The 22,211-nt window shown below is 73.8% G+C and carries 18 protein-coding genes and 2 pseudogenes; 9 read left to right on the top strand and 11 right to left on the bottom strand.

Annotation, left to right across the window (positions count from 1 at the left end; translation table 11 throughout):
* Positions 1-201 precede the first annotated feature (201 nt).
* Complete coding sequence (locus tag AC07FY_RS06680; RefSeq protein ID WP_479001609.1) at positions 202-948, top strand: VOC family protein; 747 nt, start codon at positions 202-204, stop codon at positions 946-948.
* Positions 949-979: 31 nt separating this feature from the next.
* Here the strand turns inward: AC07FY_RS06680 and AC07FY_RS06675 are convergent, their stop codons facing one another.
* A complete protein-coding gene (locus AC07FY_RS06675; protein WP_479001399.1) occupies positions 980-1,822 on the bottom strand; it encodes a class II glutamine amidotransferase in 843 nt (280 codons plus the stop codon).
* Positions 1,823-1,989: 167 nt separating this feature from the next.
* Here AC07FY_RS06675 and AC07FY_RS06670 point away from each other — a divergent pair, with 167 nt between their 5' ends.
* Together AC07FY_RS06670 and AC07FY_RS06665 are read left to right on the top strand one after the other, a co-directional pair.
* On the top strand, positions 1,990-2,178 hold the full coding sequence (locus AC07FY_RS06670; RefSeq protein WP_479001396.1) for a DUF6381 family protein: 189 nt from the start codon (positions 1,990-1,992) through the stop codon (positions 2,176-2,178).
* Positions 2,179-2,323: 145 nt separating this feature from the next.
* Positions 2,324-3,181, top strand: coding sequence for a DUF1206 domain-containing protein (locus tag AC07FY_RS06665; protein ID WP_479001393.1), 858 nt, complete (start codon positions 2,324-2,326; stop codon positions 3,179-3,181).
* Positions 3,182-3,201: 20 nt separating this feature from the next.
* Here the strand turns inward: AC07FY_RS06665 and AC07FY_RS06660 are convergent, their stop codons facing one another.
* Positions 3,202-4,566 carry a M64 family metallopeptidase gene (locus AC07FY_RS06660; RefSeq protein WP_479001390.1) on the bottom strand — a complete coding sequence of 455 codons (1,365 nt, stop codon included), beginning with the start codon at positions 4,564-4,566 and terminating at the stop codon, positions 3,202-3,204.
* Between the two features lie 138 nt (positions 4,567-4,704).
* Between AC07FY_RS06660 and AC07FY_RS06655 the strand changes: the two genes are divergently transcribed.
* On the top strand, positions 4,705-6,084 hold the full coding sequence (locus AC07FY_RS06655) for a helix-turn-helix domain-containing protein (protein WP_479001387.1): 1,380 nt from the start codon (positions 4,705-4,707) through the stop codon (positions 6,082-6,084).
* Here the strand turns inward: AC07FY_RS06655 and AC07FY_RS06650 are convergent.
* On the bottom strand, positions 6,047-7,558 hold the full coding sequence (locus AC07FY_RS06650; RefSeq protein WP_479001384.1) for an MFS transporter: 1,512 nt from the start codon (positions 7,556-7,558) through the stop codon (positions 6,047-6,049). The genes AC07FY_RS06655 and AC07FY_RS06650 overlap by 38 nt on opposite strands.
* A gap of 199 nt (positions 7,559-7,757) precedes the next feature.
* Between AC07FY_RS06650 and AC07FY_RS06645 the strand changes: the two genes are divergently transcribed.
* Positions 7,758-8,258, top strand: coding sequence for a DUF6328 family protein (locus AC07FY_RS06645; RefSeq protein WP_479001381.1), 501 nt, complete (start codon positions 7,758-7,760; stop codon positions 8,256-8,258).
* Between the two features lie 75 nt (positions 8,259-8,333).
* On the opposite strand, the gene AC07FY_RS06640 is transcribed toward AC07FY_RS06645, so the two are convergent.
* The 6 genes and pseudogenes from AC07FY_RS06640 to AC07FY_RS06615 all read right to left on the bottom strand — a co-directional run bounded on the left by AC07FY_RS06640 (position 8,334) and on the right by AC07FY_RS06615 (position 14,205).
* A complete protein-coding gene (locus AC07FY_RS06640; protein WP_479001378.1) occupies positions 8,334-8,585 on the bottom strand; it encodes a DUF6158 family protein in 252 nt (83 codons plus the stop codon).
* A gap of 217 nt (positions 8,586-8,802) precedes the next feature.
* Complete coding sequence (locus AC07FY_RS06635; protein ID WP_479001374.1) at positions 8,803-11,847, bottom strand: TIM-barrel domain-containing protein; 3,045 nt, start codon at positions 11,845-11,847, stop codon at positions 8,803-8,805.
* Between the two features lie 165 nt (positions 11,848-12,012).
* Complete coding sequence (locus AC07FY_RS06630) at positions 12,013-12,219, bottom strand: hypothetical protein (RefSeq protein WP_479001371.1); 207 nt, start codon at positions 12,217-12,219, stop codon at positions 12,013-12,015.
* A gap of 193 nt (positions 12,220-12,412) precedes the next feature.
* A pseudogene (locus AC07FY_RS06625) lies at positions 12,413-12,868 on the bottom strand (glycine betaine ABC transporter substrate-binding protein); the annotation flags it as partial.
* A gap of 4 nt (positions 12,869-12,872) precedes the next feature.
* Positions 12,873-13,040 (bottom strand): annotated as a pseudogene (locus AC07FY_RS06620) (glycine/betaine ABC transporter ATP-binding protein); the annotation flags it as partial.
* A 178-nt stretch (positions 13,041-13,218) separates the two neighbouring features.
* The gene (locus AC07FY_RS06615; RefSeq protein WP_479001368.1) at positions 13,219-14,205 is read right to left on the bottom strand and encodes a SigB/SigF/SigG family RNA polymerase sigma factor; all 987 of its coding nucleotides are present in this window, start codon (positions 14,203-14,205) and stop codon (positions 13,219-13,221) included.
* Between the two features lie 146 nt (positions 14,206-14,351).
* Between AC07FY_RS06615 and AC07FY_RS06610 the strand changes: the two genes are divergently transcribed.
* Positions 14,352-14,801 carry a MarR family transcriptional regulator gene (locus AC07FY_RS06610; protein ID WP_479001365.1) on the top strand — a complete coding sequence of 150 codons (450 nt, stop codon included), beginning with the start codon at positions 14,352-14,354 and terminating at the stop codon, positions 14,799-14,801.
* Here the strand turns inward: AC07FY_RS06610 and AC07FY_RS06605 are convergent.
* Positions 14,727-15,632: a GntR family transcriptional regulator gene (locus tag AC07FY_RS06605; RefSeq protein WP_479001362.1), complete on the bottom strand. Its 906-nt coding sequence runs from the start codon at positions 15,630-15,632 to the stop codon at positions 14,727-14,729. The two genes, AC07FY_RS06610 and AC07FY_RS06605, sit on opposite strands and share 75 nt — an antisense overlap.
* Positions 15,633-15,746: 114 nt before the next feature.
* On the bottom strand, positions 15,747-17,366 hold the full coding sequence (locus AC07FY_RS06600) for an IucA/IucC family protein (protein WP_479001359.1): 1,620 nt from the start codon (positions 17,364-17,366) through the stop codon (positions 15,747-15,749).
* Between the two features lie 119 nt (positions 17,367-17,485).
* On the opposite strand from AC07FY_RS06600, the gene AC07FY_RS06595 reads away from it, so the two are divergent.
* The 3 genes from AC07FY_RS06595 (at position 17,486) to AC07FY_RS06585 (ending at position 22,209) form a co-directional block, all read left to right on the top strand.
* A complete protein-coding gene (locus AC07FY_RS06595) occupies positions 17,486-19,006 on the top strand; it encodes an IucA/IucC family protein (RefSeq protein ID WP_479001356.1) in 1,521 nt (506 codons plus the stop codon).
* 88 nt (positions 19,007-19,094) lie between these two features.
* Complete coding sequence (gene argG / locus AC07FY_RS06590) at positions 19,095-20,546, top strand: argininosuccinate synthase (protein ID WP_479001353.1); 1,452 nt, start codon at positions 19,095-19,097, stop codon at positions 20,544-20,546.
* 151 nt (positions 20,547-20,697) lie between these two features.
* The gene (locus tag AC07FY_RS06585; protein WP_479001350.1) at positions 20,698-22,209 is read left to right on the top strand and encodes an FAD-binding oxidoreductase; all 1,512 of its coding nucleotides are present in this window, start codon (positions 20,698-20,700) and stop codon (positions 22,207-22,209) included.
* Positions 22,210-22,211: the final 2 nt, after the last annotated feature.

Below are 22,211 nucleotides of genomic sequence, written 5' to 3'. Positions count from 1 at the left end.
TGCCGGTTCTTGGCCGTGGCCGGGCGGCTCCCGGCGGCCGATGCCGGTCCCGCCCGCGTGGATCCTCCCGAAAGGGACCAGAATGGGACGGATGGAGCGGGTGGGGACGGGCGCGGTGCGGCCCGGGAGCCTCGAGGGACGGAGCGAGCGGTGGAGATATCGACCAGGGAGGTCTTCGGGGCGCCCTGCTGGGTGAGCCTGATGGCCCGCGACCTCGGCACGGCGCAGCGCTTCTACGGCGCGGTCGTGGGCTGGACCTTCCGCCGGGCCCGGCTCGGCGACGCCTTCTCGGTCGCCGAGCTGGACCGCGTGCCGGTGGCGGGCATCGGGGCCCTCGCCTCCGACCTGGCGGTCGCGGTGGCGTGGACCCCGTACTTCGCCGTGGACGACGCCGATGCGGCGGCGGCCCGCATCCGCGAGCGCAGCGGCACCATCGCGGTGGGGCCGGTCTCCTTCGCCACCGGTGGCCGGGCGGCCCTGGCGGCCGATCCCGACGGCGCCGTCTTCGGTATCTGGGAGGGTGCGGTGTCGGCCCACTGGCGGGTGGGCAAGGGCCGGGCGCCGGCCTGGCTGGAGCTGCGCACCCGCAACGCCTTCGACTCGGCGATCTTCTACGGGGCGGTGCTGGAGTGGGCCACCGGGCGCGCCGGCTGCTGCGAGGTGTCCTACGAGGAGGACCAGGTGGTGCTGCGGCAGGGCGAGGAGCCGGTGGCGCGCCTGAACAGCGGGCCGGTCGAGCCGGCCGCCTACTCCTCGCACACCCGCCCGCGCTGGCACGTCCACTTCCGGGTGCCCCGGCTGGGGCCGGCCGTCGGGGCCGCCGTGGAGCTGGGCGGGGTCACGGTCTCGGAGGTCATGTCGAACGCGACCGACCGGTGGGTGGCGCTGCGCGACCCGGACGGCGCCCTGTTCACCCTCACGGCCGCGCTGGCCGCGGATCCGGCCTGATCCGGGGGCGAAGCCGAGCCGGGGGCGAAGCCTAGAATTCGGGCACGAAGGGCAGGTAGTCGACGCCGGGGGCGGCGGGGATCACCGCGTAGCTCGCCTCCGGCAGCTCGTTCCACACGCCGGGGAGGTCGCCCAGCGGCTCGGACACCACCAGCCGCGTCTCGTCGGACACGTCCGCGAGGAACGGCAGCTCGGGGTGGAGGTGGCGGACGGTCTCGGCGGCGCTGCTGTAGAACAGCGACCTGGACTTGCCCTCGCTCGCGTAGCGGAACGCCCAGAGTCGCTCGCCGTCGCTGACGGCCACGGTCATCTGGAGCGGGTCGGCCACTCCGTGCTCCTTGCCGAGCCGTTCCACCAGGCCGACCATGCGGGCGACGGCGCCGGGCACGTCCTGGTCGAGACCGTAGGTGACCGCCAGGTAGAACATCACCTCGGAGTCGGTGGAGCCCTCGATGCAGGGGAAGAGGGCCGGGTCCACGGCCATGCAGAGGTCGCGCCGGAGCCGGTGGAAGTCGGCGATCGCCCCGTTGTGCATCCACAGCCAGCGGCCGTGCCGGAAGGGGTGGCAGTTGGTCTGCTGGATGGCGGATCCGGTGGAGGCCCGGACGTGCGCGAAGAACAGGGGGGAGCGGACGTGTCCGGCCAGCTCGCGCAGGTTGCGGTTGTTCCAGGCCGGCGCGGTGTCCTTGAAGACGGCGGGCGTGCCGTCACCGGTGCCGTCCGCGCTGTACCAGCCGACGCCGAACCCGTCACCGTTGGTCGACTCGACACCCATGCGCGCGTAGAGGCTCTGGTTGATGAGCGAGTGCTCCGGACGGTAGAGCACGGCGTCGAGCACGAGGGGTGAACCCGAGTAGGCGAGCCAGCGGCACATGAACACCATCCCCTTGTCAGCTGGTCCGAGCCTAAGCCTGCCGGGAGGGTACGGCGCGTCCGGCCGTCCGGAAGGGTCACGCTCGGTGACGGTCCGAGATGCGGGCGTGCGGTACTGCTGCTTCGCTGGATCCGCCCCGCTCTCCCCCACCGTACCAAGGAGCGATCATGAGCCTTTCAGGCGAGTCCAGCGGCCGGACCCAGCAGATGCGTGCCAAGGCGCAGGAACTGAACGACGCGGCCGACCGCTCGCAGGATCCCGAGGAGCGCCAGCGGCTGCGCGACAAGGCCCGCCGTCTGCAGGAGCAGAGCGAGCGGGAGGGCCGGATGGACGACCGGGGCATGGACCCGATGTAGTCCGCCCGGTCCACTTCCGCATTCCGGCCGGTGCCGCCGCGTTCCCCCTCGCGGCGGCACCGGCCGGTTCGCTGCCCGAGGGGCGGCACGGTGCGCGCGCCGCGGCCCGCAGCATGGTTCGGCCCGCCTCGGGTAGCCGGGGGGCATGACGGTTGTCGAGGGTACACACGAGGGTGGCGGGCGCCGGAATGCTGGGCGCGAGGGCGTTCGTACCGCGTCGGAGGGCGGCACGGGACGCGAGGTGGTGGCCAAGTGCGGGCTTGTGGCGCGCGGCGTGCTGTACGTGCTCATCGGTGTGCTCGCCCTGCGGATGGCGTTCGGTCTGGGCGGGCAGGAGGCGGACCGCACGGGCGCGCTCCAGGAGCTGACCCGGCATCCCATGGGCGGCTTCCTGGTGTGGGCCGTCGGGATCGGGCTGGTGTGCATGATGCTGTGGCGGCTGTCGGAGGCGGTGTTCGGCGCCGCCGGTCCGGACGGCGGCAAGGCGGGGAAGCGGCTGGCGTCGGCGGCGCGGGCGGTGTTCTACGGAGTGGTCGCCTTCTCTGTGCTGTCGTTCGCCTCCGGGTCCGGCGGCGGGCAGTCCGGCGATGAGCAGTCGCGGGACATGACGGCGAAGGTCATGGAGCTGCCGGGCGGTCCGTGGTGGGTCGGCGCGGCCGGTGCGGCGATAGCCGTCGGGGGCGCGGTCATCGCCGTGAAGGCGGCCATGCGCAGCTTCCTCAAGCACCTGAAGACGGGCCGGATGTCCCCGGGGGTCCGCAAGGCGGTCGAGTTCCTCGGTGTCGGCGGCGGCGTGGCGCGCGGTGCGGTGTTCGCCGCGGCGGGCGCCTTCGTGGTGTACGCGGCCGTGCAGTTCGACCCGGCGGAGGCGAAGGGTGTCGACGACACCCTCCGCGCGTTCACCCAGACCCCGGCGGGACCGTGGCTGCTCGTGGCGGTCGCCGCCGGGCTCATGCTGTTCGGGCTGTTCTCCTGGGCGATGGCGGTCTACCGCCGGGTCTGAGGGACCGGGCCGCGCAGGAGTCAGAGCCGGACCGTCCACTGCGCCGTGGACCGCAGCGTGCGGGCGGTCTGCGGATCGCGTACCGACGGGGTGCGGTCCTCGGCGGTGACCTGGAGCCGGTGGGAGCGCAGGTCGAACAGCCACAGCTCGGCGACCGCGACCTCGGTGCGGCCTTCGAACCCCTGCAGCTCCCTGCCGTCGAGGTACCAGCGGACGACGAGCTGACGGTCGTCCGGTCCGGCGAGCCGGGGCACCGACACCCGCGCCGTGTCCCGGGCCCGCAGGGTCCGGTCGGTGGGGGTGAGGGGCGTGACGGTCCGCGCGTGCCGGTGGAACCCGCCGATCATCGCCTCGACGCCGGGCAGGTTGAACGGCTTGCCCAGCACCCGCATGATCGAGTTGTCCGTGGGCCGGTACAGCCCGGTGGCGAAGTAGCCGCCGCCCTCGAACGCGCCGACCGGACCGCCGTCCGGGGAGGTCTCGCCGAGCCAGCGGTACCACTTGGCCCGCCGGGCGGCCATCCGGTCCGCGGGCAGGGCGGAGCTGTTGGACTCGGTGGGTTCCGGGCCGGTGTACTTCTCGTACTCCGGGACGCCGGGGTAGAAGTACTCGTCGGCCAGCTTGCCCAGCGAGTGGCCGGTCTCGTGGATGGCCACCTGACCCGACTTCGGATGGCCCGCCGAGGCGGTCGATATCCCCTCGTAGCCGAGGGTGGCGCTCGGTTCGTTGTAGCCCGCTCCGCCGTACTTGGCGCTGTTGGCGAGCACGATGACCAGGTCGGCCTCCGGCGCCTTCGCCACGTACGCGTCGACCGCGGGCTGGTCCACGCACAGCAGCCGTTCGATCTCCTCGCACCAGAAGTACGAACCGAGGGCGGTGTCGCGGACGGTGGCGGGGGTGGGGTCGCCGGTGACTCCGGACTCCCGGGAGACCGCGTCCACCGTCCACACGTTGAACAGGTTGCGGTAGGTGGTGTACGGCTCGACGGCCGTCACCTCGTCCCACTTCTGCCGGGCGTCGGACCGGAACCGCTCCAGCTCGGCGGAGGTGTAGCCGTCACCGATGACGACCACGTCGAGGCGGTCGCCGGTGGGGCCGTTGTCGATCATCTTGACGACCTGTCCGTCGGCCTCCCGCTCGGCCGCGGAGAGCCCGCCCGCTCCCTTCTCCCGGGCTCCGGCGGCCGGTACGAGGACGTGGCCGGATCCGGCGTCGCCGCCGTGCTCCGGCCCCGGTATCTCGACCTCGACCCCGGCCCCGGACCCGGCCGGCGGCCGGCCGGCCGCCCCCGCCGGCGCGGCCGGCACCAGAACGGCGGCCGCGCAGACCGCGGCGAGAGCGGCGCGCAGCGCCGGGACCCTGATCCGGCCTCTGACTGGACGCATGAAGTCCTCCCCCTGGAAAGGAAGTTAAGCAAGGAGTTAAGTCTGCTGAACCGGTTGCTTAAACTAGGTGGCGCGCGGGGCGTGCGCAATGACCTGATCCCCCTGAATACTGGGGAGTTCGAGCTACAGGGGGATTCCATGGACGAACCGGCCCGCATCGGCAGCAGGGTGCAGCGGATGCGCACCGAACGGGGCCTGACGCAGCGGCAGCTGGCGGAGCCGAGCTACACCCCCGCCTACATCTCGACGCTGGAGTCGGGGCGGGTGCGCCCGTCGGAGGCCGCGCTGCGCTTCCTCGCCGGACGGTTGGGCACCTCGTACGAGGAACTGGCCACCGGCCGCCCCGCGCACCTGGCCACCGAGCTGCGGCTGGCCCTCGCCGACGCGCAGCAGACGCTCGCCACCGGTGCGGCCGACGAGGCTGCCGCACGCTACCGGCGCCTGCTCGACGAGGCGCGCGAGTTCGCGCTTCTCCCCGAGCAGGCGGAGGCGCTGCTCGGCCTGGGCGACTGCGCCCTGGAGTCGGGGGAACTGTCCGCGGCGATCGGTCACTTCGAGGCGGCCGAACGCCTGCTGGCCGACGAGCCGCTCCCCCGCCGGGCCCGCCCCGTCCGCGGCCGCGCCGTCGCTCACCTGCTCGCGGGAGAGCTGCGCTACGCCTGCTACCTGCTGGAGTCCGCCATCGACGAGCTGGTCGGGAGCGGGCTGGCCGACCCGGAGGCGCTGGTCCTGCTGTACGCCGCGGTGATCGGGCCGTACATCGACATGGGCGCCCACGCCCGCGCCGCGCACGCCGCCGAGCTCGCCCTCGCACTGGCCCCGCAGGTCAGTGATCCGGCCCTGGTGGCGGGGATGCACCGGCAGGTGGCCCGGACGTTCCTGGCCGAGGGCCGGGTGGCCGACGCCGATGCCTCGCTCGCCAAGGCCCAGGCGATCTACGGGCAGCTGCGGCTGCGGACCGACCTGGCGCACTGCCACTGGATGCGCGGGTACGTCCAGGCACAGAACGGCGAACTCGACGCGGCGGAACGGGAGTTGCGGACGGCGCGGGAAATGCTGGCCGCCCGGCGCGCCGCCCTGTACACGGCACAGGTGGAGGTGGAGCTGGCGGACGTGCTGCGCCGGCTGGGCCGCTCCGGGGAAGCCGCGGAGCTGCTCTCGAGCCTGCTGGAACTGGGAGACAGCCACGGCGCCGTGCACGCCGGTGGCGCGCACCGGCTGCTCGGCCTGATGGCCGAGGAGCGCGGCGACCCCGAGACGGCCGAGGAGCACTACGTGCAGGCGCTGGCGCTACTGGAGCGCAGCGGGGCCAGCGGTGACCTGGCGGACCTGTGCCGAATGCTGGGCGATCTGCTGCGCCGGACGGGCCGGACCGAGGCCGCTCTCGACGTCTACCGCACGGGACTCGGGCACCGGGCCGCGCCGGGCACCACCACGCTGGGCCCGGCGCCCGCCCCGCCCGTCTTCGGATCGGTCCGGATCAGTGGTTCTCGGTGGGCCGCAGATCGCGCGGAATGAGCGCCCAGGTCGTGGCCGCCGCGGCGACGGCCAGGCACCCGGCCATCAGGAAGGCGGGGGTGATGGCGAGGGTGTAGGCGTGCGAGGCGGTGTCGGTCAGGGCCTGGCCGACGGCGCCGCCGAGCGACTCGGCGACGTGCGCGGCCTCACCCACGGAGTCCCTGACCGCGGCGGCGCTCGGCCCGTCGAGGTCCAGCGCGGGCAGGTTGCCCCGGTAGAGCGCGGCCGCGGTCGAGCCGAGGACGGCCACGCCCATGGCCGAGCCCAGCTCGTAGCAGGTCTCCTCGATGGCGGCGGCGCTGGAGACCTGGTCGGCGGGCGCTGAGGAGATCAGCGTGACCGAGGCGACGGTGGTGGCGGTGCCGGCGCCCAGGCCCATGACGGTCAGGGCGGCCGCGAAGGCCGGATATCCGAGATCGGTGAACTGCTGGAGGATCCACGGCAGCGCCATGCCGCCGGCCAGGACGACCAGGGCCGCACCCAGCACGTGCCGGATGGCGAAGCGCCGCATGAGGGCCGGGGCGACCAGGGAGGCGCAGATCAGGGCGACCGGGGCGGGCAGCAGTCGAAGGCCGGCCTCCAGCGGGGAGTAGCCCTGGCCGTACTGGAACCACTGGGTGACCAGGAAAAGGACCGCGCCGATGCCCACCATGGGCAGGAAGATGGCGGTGGCCGCGACGCTGAACGCGGGCTTGGCGAACAGCCTCACCTGGAGCAGCGGGTGGTCCCGCCGCAGCTGGCGGCGGACGAAGACGGTCAGCGCGACGGCGGCCACGGCGAGCAGGGCCCAGGGCAGCGGGTCGGTGGCGCCGCTCTTGCCGAGCTGCTTGACGCCGCCCGCGAGGGCCAGCATGCCGACGATGGACTGGCCGACACCCCACCAGTCCCAGGCTCCGCTGCCGCGCGGCGAGCGGGACTCGGGGAGGTGGCGCAGGCCGGCGGCGACGATGAGGGCGGCGACGGGCAGGTTGAGCAGGAACGCGGAATGCCAGCCGTGGTCCTGCACGAGCAGTCCGCCGACCACCGGGCCGACGGCCATGCCGCCGCCGAACACGGCCGCCCAGACGGCGAGGGCGAAGGCCCGCTCCCGGGCGTCGGTGAAGACGCTGCGCAGGATCGACAGGGTCGCGGGCATGATGGCAGCGCCGCCGACGCCGAGGAGGGCGCGGGCCGCGATGACGTGCCATGCCTCGGTGGCGAAGACGGCCGTGAGCGAGGCCAGCGCGAAGATGCCGAAGCCCGCCATGAGCAGCCGCTTGCGCCCCCAGCGGTCGCCGAGCGCCCCCGCGGTGACCAGCAGGCCGGACAGCGCGAGCGCGTAGACGTCGATGATCCACAGCTGCTGGACGGCGCTGGGCCGGAGGTCGCCCACGAGGGAGGGGAAGGCCACGTTGAGGATCGTGGTGTCCATGGAGATCAGCAGGAGGCTGCCGGAGAGGATCGCCAGGACGATCCACCGGCGGCGGTCGGGCACGGCGGGTTGCATGAGGTTCCGTTCGGGATGGTGCGCGGTGCGGGGGCGGATCGGACGATCAACAAAATGAGCCCCTTACGCCTCGAACGATACAAAGATGTCTCACTCGAGGCAACTTTGATCCATTCCGCGCCGACGGAACTGCCGTTCGCCGGCCACGGAGAGACGATGGGAAGGAGGGGCACCACCGGGAGGCGGCATGCGCGAGCGAAGAGACGACGCCGTACGGGGTGACGGACGCGACGAGAGCGAGGAGGAACGCGCCGACCGCCGGTGGCAGGAACTGGTGCAGGAGATCCGGGTCGCCCAGACGGGCGTGCAGATCCTCTTCGGCTTCCTGCTGACCGTCGTCTTCACCCCCCATTTCCAGGGGCTCTCCCAGACCGACAAGACGATCTACATCGTGACCGTCGTCCTGGGTTCCCTGTCCACGGGCGCCCTCATCGGGCCCGTCGCCTTCCACCGCATCGTCGCGGGCCGGCGGATCAAGCCCCAGGCCGTCGTCTGGGCCTCACGGCTCACGTTCACCGGCATCGTGCTGCTGCTGGCCACCCTCACCGCCGCGCTCCTGCTGGTGCTGCGCGTGGCGACGCGCGACGCGTACGTCCCCTGGCTGGTCGGGGGCGTGCTGGCCTGGTACCTGCTGTGCTGGTTCGCCCTGCCGCTGTGGGCCCGCATGCGCTACACGCGCATGGACTGACCCCGCGCCGCCCGGCTCCCACGGCCCCGTCCCGTCGGCCCTCACGACGCGCCGCGCGCCGTGGGGACCGGGCGGCTACTGCTGATCCTGTTCGGTACCGCGGGCCCGGGCCCCCGTGCGGGTGCGGCCGGCGGTCTGCGCCCGCTGCGGGTGGCGGCGTACGTACTCGTGCTCCAGCTCGTTCATCCGCTGCGTGTGGGTGACCAGGGCGTCGTCCGACCCGTGCAGCAGCGTCTCGTGACGCGTGCGGTGAATGGCCTCCAGCTCCTTGAGCAAGCGGCCCTCCTCCAGATTCCGCGCCGCCGGACCGCCGTCGTGCTCCGTCATGGCACGCACACCTCCTCCGCGCTCGCTCCGGACCTCGCAGAAACGGACCTGCGCTTCCCATCATCTCCTGCCCGGCCCGGGTCAGCAGATGCGCGGCGGCTGCTCTGCGATCGGCAGGCACCGCCCTGCTGCCTCTCACCCGGCGACCCGAGCTCGCCGCGGCGATCGGTGCCGGGCCGAGGGCGTCGTCCACGCGGGGCTCCGGGCCGGTGGCACGTCAGGGGGTGCGGGTCCGGCGTCGGTCCGGGCCTCCGTGGCAGGTGTAGAGGGTGGGTGCGGTGCCGGGTGCGGTCGAGCTGTGCGGCGGGTCCGTGCAGCCGGCGGAGGCCGCGTGGACGAGGGTGGCGCCGGCGGGCGGCGGAGCCGGGCGTCCGGTGAGGGTGATCTCGGCGGCGCTGGTCCACGGGCCGCGTCCCCCCGCCTCGGTGAGCGCCTTCAGCCTGACGTAGCGGCCGCTCTTCGCGGCCAGGGCGGCTCTCTTGGCGGTCGCGGTGTCGGCGAAGGAGCCGCTCGCCACGGGTGGGCCCCAGTCGGCGGTGGTGTCGGAGACGTAGACCTCGTAGTCGCCGACGCGGCCGTTGGCCCCGCCGTCCTGGCGGGGCAGGTAGCCGAGGCCGTCCACCGCGTAGCGGGCGCCGAGGTCGAGCTGGATCTCGTGCGGGAGCGCGGCCGGCTTCCCGGAGGACCAGGCGGTGTGCCACATCGTGGCGGGGTCGCCGTCGAACGCGCGCACGGCGGCGCCGTTCTCGGCGGCGGTCTCCTGGCTGTCGGCCGAGACCAGGGACCAGCCCGACGGGGAAAGGGGGCCGGAGGCGGGCAGGGCTCCGGCCGCCGGGACGGTGGTGCCCGCGGCCGAGACGCTGAACGGGCCCGACTTCGTGCCCGCCTTGACCCACAGGACTCCGGAGCGGTCCGCCGGGTCGAAGAACCAGCCCGAGGCGGCCGCGTCGTAGGCCGCCTTCGAGGCCAGCCGGGGCAGGGCGGCGCCGTCCGACGTGAGGGCGGTGGGGGCCGAGGCCACATGGAGGCTGAACTCGTACCCCCGCGAGGCCGGTTTGCCGGTGTAGTCGCCGGTGGGGGCCCCGACGGAGACGGTCACCGTCCCGGAACCCGAGGCAGGTGCGGTGACGTCGACCCGCTGGCGGGCGTAGGCGCCGGAGAGGTGGGCCCGGGTGCGGCCGTCGTCCTCGTAGAGGCTGAAGGAGGAGGCGCCGCGTGGGTGGATGTCGTAGGTGAGGGTGGAGACGGGCTTCTCGCCCGTGTAGTTCATCTGCGGCCACATCGGCACGACGGCGCCGCCCTTGACGAAGAGCGGCAGGGTGTCGAGCGGGGCCCGGTAGCCGTTCAGCCACCCCGGACCCGCGTAGGTGCGGCCGGTCCAGTAGTCGGTCCAGGTGCCCGCGGGCAGGTAGATGCCGTCGCGGACGGAGGTGTCGGAGACGACCGGTGCGACGAGGAGGGAGTCACCGGCCATGAACTGGCCGCTGGTGAGGTTCCCGCGGGCCACCGGGTCGTCGGGGTACTCGAGGACCATCGCCCGGGTGCTGGGCACCCCGGTCTCGTGCGCGGTCCTGCTCATCGTGTAGAGGTACGGCATCAGCCGCATCTTGAGCTGGAGGTACCGGCGGTTGATGGAGCGGTACGGCTCCGCGAAACGCCAGGGCTGCTTGTCCTGGTAGCCGGCCGAGGGATTGGTCGCGCCCCACCCGGACATGGTCATGAAGGCGGGGGTGAAGGCCTTCCACTGGAGGTCGCGGGTGTACGTCTCGGGGCTGCCGCCGAAGATGCCGTCGACGTCGCCGGCGGCGTAGTTCAGGGCCGACAGGCCGGCGCCGGTGAGGGCGGGGACGTGCCAGCGCATGTCGTCCCAGGTGCCGTGGGTGTCGCCGGTCCACACGACGGCGTTGCGCTGGGTGCCGGCCCAGCCGTCGACGGTCCAGACGTAGCGTCGGGCGTCGGAGTTCTTCTCGATCCCCTCGACCGCCTGCCGCACTCCGTCGAAGGCGTACTTGTAGCCGCTGCCGATCCACGCCACGTCCGTCTTCACACCGCGGCTGCCGGCGTTGCCGACCTCATCGGCGATGGAACCCAGGCCGGTGGAGGTCCACAGCCCGGTCTGGAACCCCTTGCTCCGCAGCGCGTCCACGGTGGACTTCAGCGGCGCGGCGTAGCCGCAGCCGTAGCCGTCGTTGGGCAGGAACCACCCCGAGGGCATGTCGGCGGCGCGGGCGTCGGCCGCGTACCCCACCACGTCCGGGGTGGTCTGGTGGCGCAGCCGGTCGTGAGCGCCCTGGTAGTCGGGGTTCGAGGCGTTGAAGCAGTCGGCGTTGCCCAGTTCGAAGCCCCACATCGGTGCCAGGAACGGTTTGCCGCTGACGTCGGTGTACGCGTCGAGCACGGACTTGAGCGAGTCGCCGGTGAAGTACCAGGCGTCGAAGCGCTTCTCGTCGTGGCTGAGGGCGGTGGGGGCGGTGAAGGCGTAGGAGCCGGGTGCCCAGGTGTTGCGCATGACGCCGTAGCCGTTGGTCGACATGTAGAAGGGCGCCGGGCTGGCGTTGTCGTTCTCGCGCCACCTGTTGTCGACCGCGACGGGCACCGTCTTGCCGCGCAGCGCCCATTCGCCCAGGCGCAGACCGGTGCCGTAGAACTGCTCGTCGGCGCCGCGGGCGAGGTACTGGGTGGTCCGGGTGCCGGTCCAGCTGGTGGGCCGGGCCTCCTGCCAGACCGGGGTCGTGTTGTCGGCCCGGTAGACGGAGAACCGCAGCGGTGACTTGCCGACCCTGATGGACAGGGCTCCGGTGGTGATCCGGTAGTACGCGCCCGCGTCGCTCCAGCCCGTCGCGACCGGGCCGAAGTCGGTGGTGGGCGCGAGGTCGGCGCCGGCCGGGTCGTCGGTGAAGGCCCCGTCGGGTGCGAGCCAGAGGCGGAAGATGTCGGCGCGGGCGACGACCACCCGGGCCTTGGCGCCGCTGGACGCGGTGATGGTGAAGGTGTTGCCGCTCCGACTGAAGCCGGTGACGTCGCCGGCCGTGGCCGCGGCCCCGCCGGGGACCGCTGCGGCGGGCGGGGCCATCGGCCCGGCGGCGGCCAGTCCTGCCACGGCGAGCAGGCCCGCGACCAGGGCCGCCCGGGTGCGGCGGAGCCGGGGCGCGGCGCCGGCTCGCGCCCTCGCGCCCGCTCTCGGCCCCGTCCCGCGCCGGGTCCCGGCCCTGGTGCTGATCCTGGTCCTGGTCCTGCTCCTGTGGATGCCTGGCAGTCTCATGGGGCAGCTCCTCGTGCGGTCCGGATGCGCGGACACACCTCTTTGGCATGCACCTGGCAAGATAGCGCTCGACGGAGCCCCTATGAAGGATGATGCTCGAAATCATCTCCGTGCACGCATCTTTGAACACGAAGGCGGAAGGCCATCAGCCCATGGGGCTCGGCGTCAGAGGGCGACCACCAGCACGGGCGGGACCGGTGTGGACCACTGGTGACCGCACGGCTCGAAGACCAGCACCACCGGACGGCCCGGCCGCTGGCGCCAGGAGATGCGTTCCGGCGCGCCCTCGCACACCGGGCAGCAGGGCAGCGGACCGGGTGCCGGAGGGAGCGCAGGGGCGGTCGCGAGCGGCGTGGGGTGCGGATCGCGCATGGGGGCTCCCTGGTCGTGCGGCTGTACCGAACGCACTGTGCCATGGAGGGGCCCCGCTTCGCACGGGCGGATCATCCAGTGTTCTGGCTGGTCAGAGGTGTGGTCACCAGGAGGATTCCGGTCTTCTTGCGGGCACTTGGTGACCAACCGCCCGCCCCGGGGCCGCAGGGAGCGGGCCCCGGGGCACACACGCTCAGGCCGGCAGGGCGACCTCGGGGTGCTCGGCCAGCCAGGCCCGGACCGCCTGCTGCTCCTTGCCCTTGCCGGTGTCCTGGATCTCCGCCTCCAGGCCGGTCAGCTGCTGCTCGGTGAGCTTGAAGGAGCTCAGCCAGCGGGCCACCTCCGGCTCGTCGGCGGCGAAGCCCTTGCGGGCCAGGGTGTGGATGCCGTCGCCCTTGCCCCAGGCCCCCTTCGGGTCCTCCAGCTTGGTCAGCTCGTACGTGGAGTACGCCCAGTGCGGGGACCACAGCACGGTCACCACGGGCTCCTTCTTCTCGTAGGCGCGCTTGAGCTCGGCGAGCATGCCGGGCGTGGAGCCGTCGACGACCTGGTACTCGCCCTCCAGGCCGTACTCCGCGAGCACCTTGTCCTTGAGGATCGACATGGCTCCGGCGCTCGGCTCGATGCCGATGACGCGCCCCTTGAACTGCGCGGGGCTCGACGCGGAAGGAGGCGTCGATCACCGCGGCCGTCGTGCCGTCGGCGCGCAGCTCCTCGCGGTCGGCGCCGTCGCGGAGCGCACGGACCCCCGCCGCCTCCTGGTCGAGGTGTCTGCCGAACACCTTGTAGACGTGCTCGGCCTGGAGCGTGGACACATGCACCTCGCGGGTCGTACCGGTGGCGGCGCGCGCCGGCCTCCCGGCCGGCGGGCCGCGGAGCGGGGCGGGATCTGCCCGCGTGCGCCATGCCCCCCGGCGCGCCGTGCGCCGGAGGGCATGGTTCCGCTCCAGGCCACCGAATTCCCGGCAGTCACCTACGCAAACGCAAAGGTGATCCAGTTCATGACTGCGGTGCGGTCGGCGCCTTCGGTCCGTCTTCGAGCATCGAGTCGCGCAGGTGACCGAGGACCCGGTTCAGCACCCGCGAGACCTGCATCTGGGAGATCCCGAGTTCGGCCCCGATCTGGGCCTGGGTCAGCTCCTGGCCGAACCGCATCCGCAGCATCCGGCGCTCGCGCTCGCCGAGCCGCTCCAGCAGCGGTGCCAGGGTCTGGATGTCCTCGACCAGCTCCATGGCCGGCTCCTCCTCGCCGATGACCTCGGCGAGGCTGTGCCCCTCGGGCTGACCGCCGCCGTACTCGTACGCGGTGGCCTGCGGGGCGTCCAGCGAGCCGCTGGTGTGGGCGTTGGCGGCGAACAGCCCCTCGACGACCTCTTCCTCCGAGAGGCCGAGACGGTCGGCGAGGTCCGCCACGGTCGGCGAGCGGTCGAGCTCGCTCGTCAGCGACTCCTTCGCCTTCGCGATGTCGATGCGCAGCTCCTGGAGGCGGCGCGGGACGCGGACCGCCCAGGAGGTGTCGCGGAAGTGCCGCTTGATCTCGCCCGTGATGTACGGCATGGCAAGGGTCGAGAACTCGTTCTCGCGGGCCGGGTCGAACCGGTCGATGGCCTTGATCAGGCCGATGGTGCCCACCTGGACGATGTCCTCGACGTCGCAGCCCTCACCGCGGTGCCGGAAACGGCGAACGGCGTACTGGACGAGCGAGGCGTTCATCTCGATGAGGGTGTTGCGGACGTACTGGTACTCCGGGGTGCCCTCGGAGAGCGTGCGCAGCCGCTGGAAGAAGACCTTGGAGAGCTCCCTCGCGTCCGCGGGGGCCATCTCCCGGGGGTCGTCGATCCGCGGCACCCCGGCGCTGCGGGCGGCCGAATCGGCTGCCCGGCGGGGGCTCGGGACGGCGGCCGGGGAGGTCGCGGCGTGCGGGGCTGCGGCGGGGGCGCCGCCGGGGACGGCGCCGGTGTGGGCGTACGGGGCAGGGACCGGCATGGGGGTTCGCTCCTTGGGCTGGTCGGCTTGCGGCGCGGGACCTTGACTGCCGTAGATGGTGTACCGCTTCTCGTCTCACGTCAAGAATTACCGGAAAAGCATTTCACGTCTTGCGTCACATGAATCACTCATCGCATCATGGCGGCATGGGCAGTACGTCTCAGCGCAATAACTGGACATTCCTGACGAACCACGCCCGTGTTCTGGTGACCATCGCCCGGGACCCGGCCGTCCGGCTCAGGGATGTCGCCCTGGTGTGCGGGCTGACCGAACGGACGGTGCAGACGATCGTCACCGACCTGGAGGCGGACGGGTACCTGCGGCGCGTCCGCGACGGCCGGCGCAACCGGTACGAGATCTCCCCCGGCGCGGTCTTCCACCACCCGGCCGAGGCCGGCGTCCAGGTGGCCGGACTGCTCGCCCTGCTGACGGGCGCCGCCCTCGACCCGGCAGCCCCGGGCGCCGACCGGGCGGGCTCCGCCGCCGACGAACCCCCGGCGCCGCCCCGGTCCGCCGCCCCGCTACGTGACGCGGAAGCCGGGGACCGGACGGGCGAGGTGATCACGGCGGTCCTGCCGGCCCGTGCCGTCGGGTAGGTCGCGGTGGAAGGTCAGCCGGTCCCAGGTGGGGAAGTCCAGGTCGGTGACGGCGAGCAGCCGGCCCGAGGTGTCGTGCAGGGTGCGGCGCATCGCCAGGCCGCAGCTGCGGGCGGCGCCCGGCGGCTGGGTGACGCGGGTCATCGTCAGCGTCTCGGTGACCCGGCCGTCCTCCTCGGCCCGGGCGAGCCAGCCGTGCAGGGGGGTCAGGTCCTCGTCGCGCACCGCCGCCCGCCGGTCGCGGTAGGCGGCCAGCTCGGGGCTCCGCTCGACGGCCTCCCGGCTGAGGTAGGTGACGGCGTGCCGCAGGGTCTCGCCCGCCGGACCGCGCTCGCGGCAGTGCAGGACCAGGGTCGGCTCGCCGCCGTTCATGCCGAGCAGCGCGGCGAGCGAGGGCGGCACGGTGACCAGCGTGAGCCAGTGGTGGGTGCGCACGGGCGCGGGAGCACGCCCCGCCGCCGGTCCGGCCGCGCGCACCACTGAGGACGACCCCGGCGACGCGGGCCCCGCCGCGGCGGGCCGCGCAGAGGCGGACCCCGGCGCGGTGGAGCCGCGCACGGCGGATCCCGGCGCCGTCGCGGCCGGTTCCGCGGCCGCGACCGCGCGCGTGCCCCGGCGGCCGGTGACGACGAGCCCCTCCTCGCGCAGGTGCTGGAGCGCGGCCCGGATGGTCTGCCGGTTCACCTGGTAGCGCTCCGCCAGGCTGCGCTCCGAGGGCAGTCTGCCGCCGGGGGCGTGGGCGGCGCGTTCGAGTTCGTCCCGCAGCGCTGCGGCGATGCGCTGGTACTTGGGCATGGCGGCCGGGCCGCCGCCCCGCGAAGGGGAGGGCATGGCTTCTCCTCTGACGGGTGGTCAAGGACTGCGCGTTCTGCCCGACCAACCTAGCATTGGTCTATACCTTTGGGTGCCGCGAGATCGGGTACCACCTGCACCTTGGCCGGTTCCCTACCCCCGCAGCGGGTTGGCGAGCGGCAGGTACCGTGCGTCCGCACCGTCCGCACGGGTCCAGCGCAGCAGCAGGTTGGTCTTGGCCGGCAGTGCGGCGCCGGTGAGCAGGGCCGCGATCTCGGGGAGCCCGCGTTCGGCGTCGTAGCGCAGGAACTCCTCGCGGACCGCCGGCCACACGAGCGCGGAGATGTCCGGATGCCGTTCACCCAGCGCCCCGGCGATCTCCGCCAGGTGATTGACCACCAGGCAGTAGACCAGGCGCTGCCAGGCGGCCCCCCGCTCGAGGTCGGGCAGCAGCTTGACGCCCTCCGCGTCGCGGAACAGGGCCTGGACCGGCATGCCCGCCGCGTCCACGGCGACCAGCGTGTTCTGCAGGTGCGCCTCCAGCACGATGCCGTGGCGGGCGAACAACTCCAGTACCGGGGGCACCACCTGGCGCAGGTACGCCCGCCACCAGCCGGCCGGGTCGGCGGTGAGCGCGAGCGGACTGCCCGGGTAGCCCTCGGCGAGGGCGGCCGCCAGCAGCGGAGTGGCGCCGGGCACCAGGTGCCCGAACGCCCCGTGTCCCCCGCTGCCGCCGCGTCCCCCCTGTCCGCCGCGTCCCTCGCTTCCCGCGCGGCTCTCGCGCCGGCCGAAGCCGTCGCGGACCAGGACGGCGAGTTCCTCGAAGGCGAAGCCCGCGGTGCGATAGCCGCGGTCGGCGAGCCAGGCGGCGCCCGAGCCAGTCCGGCGCAGCGCGGCGAAGCCCGCTTCGACCGCCGCGTCGGTGCGCCGCAGCTTCAGCAGGTCGTGGCGCCACAGCCGGCGCACGTCGTTGGTGATCCGCACGTCGAGGCTGAACTTCACGAAGAGGTCGGCTCCGGCCCCGGGGGCGTACAGGGTCCGGATCGAGGCGGTGGGCCAGGCGGGCAGGCGGCTCTCGCCGAGCCGGAGCAGCCGCCCGTCGGCGAAGGCCGCGCGCACCGGGGACCGGGAGCCCACCAGGTCCAGCTGCCAGGGGTGGGCCGGCAGCAGCCGGTAGCCGGCCGGCGGGCGGGGCCCGCCGAGGATGTCGGCGAGGGAGTCGATCGCCGCGGCCGCCGCCTCCCCGCCCTCCTCGACGGCCTGGTCCTCACGCAGGCCCAGGAAGGCGAGCGGGAAGCGGGCGTGGGCCTCCGGCGCGTACGGCAGCCAGCTCGCGGCCGGGGCGCCGCCCCGGGCCTTGGGCGCCGGGTGGTGCGGGTGGCCCATGACCAGGGACTGCTCGGAGAGGAGGTAGGGGTCGGCCGGCGGCTCGGCGGCGGAGCGGGCGGCCAGCAGCGCGGCGACGGCATCGCGGCTGTCGTTGATCTCGATCGGCAGCTCGTCGTTCGAGGCGCCGGTGTAGCGGCCCAGTTCGTCGGAGGTGAGCTTGACCAGTTCGGCGTGGCTGAGCGGATGCCAGCCGTCCGGGGTGCGCAGTTCCGGGCGCCCGGGTCGGCGCAGGCCCCGTACCCGCAGGAGGCGGCCGCTGCCCTGGAGCCGGTGGACCCCCGCGCCGTGGCCGTCGGCCGGCTCGGCGGCCTCCCGGAGCAGGCAGTTCAGGAGGGGGGTGGCCGCGTAGGCGTCGGCGGCGGTGTTGGGGTCCACTGGTTCCATTCGGTCCTGTCCGGTGCGCCGGGGGTCCGTGCGAGCGCCCACCGGTCGTGATCATCAGTATCCGCGATGATGACGTGATCATCCTGACAAGCGACACCCAGACGTGCGGAGCTCCCGGCATGTACTTTCCCGCATCCCCCGCCGAAGAGGCGGTCGCAGCAGAGCTGACCTCGGTGCGCCCGGCGCTCGAGCCGGCGTACACCGCCGCGCTGGGCGGGGCGCGGGCCGCCGTGCTGACCCGGTTGTGGCGGGCCCTGGCCTTCGAACCCCTGCCGTGGGTGGTGGGGCGGGAGCGGACCGCCGACGGTCTGGCGCTGCTGCTGGCCGGGGGCGCCCGCCTGGAGGGCCCGGCGCCGGACGCCTACGCCACCACCGCGTACGTGCGGGAGGTGCTGCTCGACGGCAAACCCCACCGGCGGCCCGCCGGGCTGATGGCCGCACTGGGCGTGCCGCACGGTGAGGCGTTCGCCGCCGAACTGGACGGGAGCACGGCCTCCCTCGCGCTCTCCCGGGCCGGGCAGCCCGCCGCGGACGCGGACGACCCCGCCCCGCGCACCACCGACGAGTGGGAACAGCGCGTGGTCGACGGACACCCCTACCACCCGAACTGCCGGTCCCGTCCCGGCTTCTCGGTGGCCGAGCAGCTGGCGTACGCGCCCGAGCACCGGCCGGTGGTGCGGCTCGGGCTGACCGCCGTACCGGCCGGGGAGTGCCTGGTCACCGGCGACTGGCCGGCGCGGCTGCGGGACGGCGAGCGGATCCTGGTCCCGGTGCATCCGTGGCAGGCCGAGCACGTGCTGGCGCACCGGCGCACGCGGGCCGGGTTCGCGGCGCGTCCGTTGATGGCGCTGCGGACGCTCGCCCCGGTGGCGGGCGGAGCGCACGTCAAGACGGCGCTCAGCACCCGGCTGACCTCCTCCGTACGGGACATCTCCGGCTACTCGGTCGAGACGGCTGCGGCCGTGTCCGACTTCGCCCAGGCGCTGGCGGGGCGGCTCGACGGGCGGCTGCACGTGACCCGCACGCTGGGCGCGCTCTGCGCGCACGGCTCCGACCTCGCGGCCGTCCTGCGCGAGCCGCCGGAGGTGTACGCGGACGCCGCCGCCGGTGAACGGGTGCTGCCGGTGGCCGGGCTGGCCTGGTTCCCCCCGGCGCGCTCGGCGTCCTGGTTGGCGGAGTTCGCCCGTCTCGTGCTGTCGGTGTGCCTGCGCGTGCTGGAGCTGGGCGTGGCGCTGGAGGCCCACGGCCAGAACCTGCTGGTCGTGGTCTCGGCCTCCGGCGCCCCCGTGCGCCTGGTCTACCGCGACCTCGCCGACATCCGGATCAGCCCCGCCCGGCTGGTCCGGCACGGGCTGCCGGTTCCGCCCCTGTCCGGGCGGCTGATCACCGACGACGTGACCCTCCTGCGGCGCAAGCTGTTCGGCTCCGTGCTGACCGGGGCGCTGGGCGCGGCGGCGGGCTCGGCCGGGGCGTTCGCCGGGGCCTTCGCCACCGCCGCGGCCGGGCTGCCCCGCACCCCCGACACCGAGGCGCTGCTGACCGGAACACTGCCCACCAAGGCGCTCACCCTGATGCGGCTGAGCCCGGACGTGCCGGGCGACCAGTGGGCGGAGCTGCCCAATCCGCTGACGGAGGGGTGAGGGCCGGAGGCGGCCGCGCCGGGGGGACACGCATCCCGGAAGGGGGGCCGACGTTGCATGATCATGCAGGATGACGCATACTCTTCCTATGTCAAAGGTTCTCACCTCCCTGCCCACCGGCGAACGCGTCGGCATCGCCTTCTCCGGCGGCCTCGACACCTCCGTCGCGGTCGCGTGGATGCGCGACAAGGGTGCCGTCCCGTGCACCTACACCGCCGACATCGGCCAGTACGACGAGCCCGACATCGCGTCGGTGCCCGGCCGTGCGACGGCGTACGGCGCCGAGATCGCGCGCCTGGTCGACTGCCGTGCCGCGCTGGTCGAGGAGGGCCTGGCCGCACTCACCTGCGGCGCGTTCCACATCCGCTCGGGCGGGCGCGCGTACTTCAACACGACGCCGCTGGGCCGCGCCGTCACCGGCACGCTGCTGGTCCGGGCGATGCTCGAGGACGACGTGCAGATCTGGGGTGACGGGTCCACCTTCAAGGGCAACGACATCGAGCGGTTCTACCGCTACGGCCTGCTCGCCAACCCGCACCTGCGCATCTACAAGCCGTGGCTCGACGCCGACTTCGTCACCGAGCTCGGCGGCCGCAAGGAGATGTCGGAGTGGCTGCTCGCCCACGACCTCCCCTACCGCGACAGCACCGAGAAGGCCTACTCCACCGACGCCAACATCTGGGGCGCCACCCACGAGGCGAAGACCCTGGAGCACCTCGACACGGGCGTCGAGACCGTCGAGCCGATCATGGGCGTACGGTTCTGGGACCCGTCGGTCGAGATCGCGGCCGAGGACGTGACCATCGGCTTCGACCAGGGCCGCCCGGTGACGATCAACGGCAAGGAGTTCGCCTCCCCCGTCGAGCTGGTCATGGAGGCGAACGCCATCGGCGGCCGCCACGGCCTGGGCATGTCGGACCAGATCGAGAACCGCATCATCGAGGCGAAGAGCCGCGGCATCTACGAGGCCCCGGGCATGGCCCTGCTGCACGCCGCCTACGAGCGCCTGGTCAACGCCATCCACAACGAGGACACCCTCGCGCAGTACCACAACGAGGGCCGGCGCCTCGGCCGCCTGATGTACGAGGGCCGCTGGCTCGACCCGCAGGCGCTGATGATCCGCGAGTCGCTGCAGCGCTGGGTCGGCGCGGCCGTCACCGGCGAGGTGACCCTGCGGCTGCGCCGCGGCGAGGACTACTCGCTCCTCGACACCACCGGACCGGCGTTCAGCTACCACCCGGACAAGCTGTCCATGGAGCGCACCGAGGACTCGGCGTTCGGCCCGGTGGACCGGATCGGCCAGCTCACCATGCGCAACCTCGACATCGCCGACTCCCGCGCCAAGCTGGAGCAGTACGCGGCTCTCGGCATCGTCGGCAACACGCACGAGACCCTCATCGGGGCAGCCCAGGCCGCCTCGACGGGGCTGATCGGTGCGATGCCGGAAGGCGGCGCCGACGTCATCGCCTCGCGCGGCCGCGCCGAGGGCGACGACGAGCAGATGCTCGACCGCGCCGCGATGGAGTTCGGCACCGACTGACCGGCAGCGGGCAAGGCCCGCCCCGTACGGCCCGCGGCCGGCCGGTACCCGCCCCGGCGGTACCGGCCGGCCGTGGGCCGTTCGGGGGTCAGCCCGGTGTGTGGGGGCCCGCCTGCACGCCGATCGGGCCGGGCGGTGGCAGGAAGGGGGGATGACCCTCCGTCGGCGCCAGGTCCTGGGCAGCGCGGCCGCGGCCGTCCTCGCCTCCGTGGGGGCGCGCGGCCGGGGCCCCGACTTCGCCGCGCTCGCCCGCGGGATCGAGGGACGCCTGGTGCTCCCGGGCGACCGGGAGTACCAGGAGGCGCGGCAGCAGTTCCAGCCCCGCTACGACACGGTGGCCCCGCGCGCGGTGGCGTATCCCGCGCACGCGGACGACGTGGCCGCCTGCCTGGACTTCGCCCGGCGCACGGCCATGCCGGTCGTCGCCCGGGGCGGCGGGCACGGCTATGCGGGCTGGTCCACCCGCACGGGCGCGCTGGTCGTCGACGTCGGCGCCATGGCCGGGACGGAAATCGACGGGGACGGCGTCCGGGTCGGCGCGGGGGCCAGGCTCGGGGACGTGAACGCGGCGCTCGCCGCGCGCGGGCTCGCCGTCCCGACGGGGCTGTGCCCCTCCGTCGGCATCGCCGGCCTCACCCTCGGCGGCGGCCTGGGCCTGGCCTCCCGGGCGTACGGCGCCACCTGCGACCGGCTCACCTCCGCCGAGGTGGTCACGCCCGACGGGGCCGTCCGCGAGGTCTCCACCGACCGGGACCCGGAGCTGTTCTGGGCGCTGCGCGGCGGTGGGGGCGGCAACTTCGGGGTGGTCACCGCCTTCCGGCTGCGCACCCACCCGGCGGGTGACTGCGCCTTCGCCGAACTGCACTGGTCGGCCGCCGACTCGGCGGCCGTCCTGCACGGTTGGCAGCGCTGGCTGGCCGGACTCCCCGATCCGCTGTGGTCCCAGGTGGAGTTCACGGTCGGGGCGGGGTCCGCCGTGCCGCCCCCGGCGGTCCGGGTGGTCTCCCTGGACGGCCGCACCGAGCTGGACCGGCAGCTGACCCGCCTGGTGGACCTGGTCGGCCGGCCGGAGCGGGACGCCTGGAGCGTCGTACGGAGCTACGGGGACACCGTGCGGACCCTGTCGGGGTGCCTGGAGCGGAGCGCGGCGCAGTGCCGGCTGCCGGGGACGCTGCCCGGCCGGGACCCGGGGGGCCTGCTGGGCCGGGACTCCTACGCGGCGCGCTCCGACTTCTGGTCGGGCGCCGGTCTGCCGGACGCCGCGGTGGGCGCGGTACTGGCCGCGCTGCGGTGCCACGGGACCGCGGTCCCGCCCGGCGGCGTCGGCGTGGTGCAGTTCGACGGGGTGTGCGGCGGCGCGTTGAACCGGACCGGGGCCTTCGACACCGCCTTCGTCCACCGCGACAGCGCCTTCCTCGGCCAGTACCTCGCCTCCTGGCCGCGGTCCGCCCCGGCCGCCGACGTGGCCCGGCACCAGGCGTGGCTCGACGGCCTCTGGCAGGACCTGCGCCCCTGGGCGAGCGGCCGGGCCTACCAGAACTACGCCGATCCGCGGCTCGACGGCTGGCGCGAGGCCTACTACGGGCCGAACCTCCCCCGGCTGCAGGGCGTCCGCCGCGCCTACGACCCCGACCGGTTGTTCCGCTTCCCCCAGGCGCTCTAGGA

The organism is Streptomyces sp. NPDC045967 (assembly GCF_056430495.1).
Note: the sequence above shows the minus strand (reverse complement) of the source record. Positions and strands in the feature narration are given on the sequence as shown.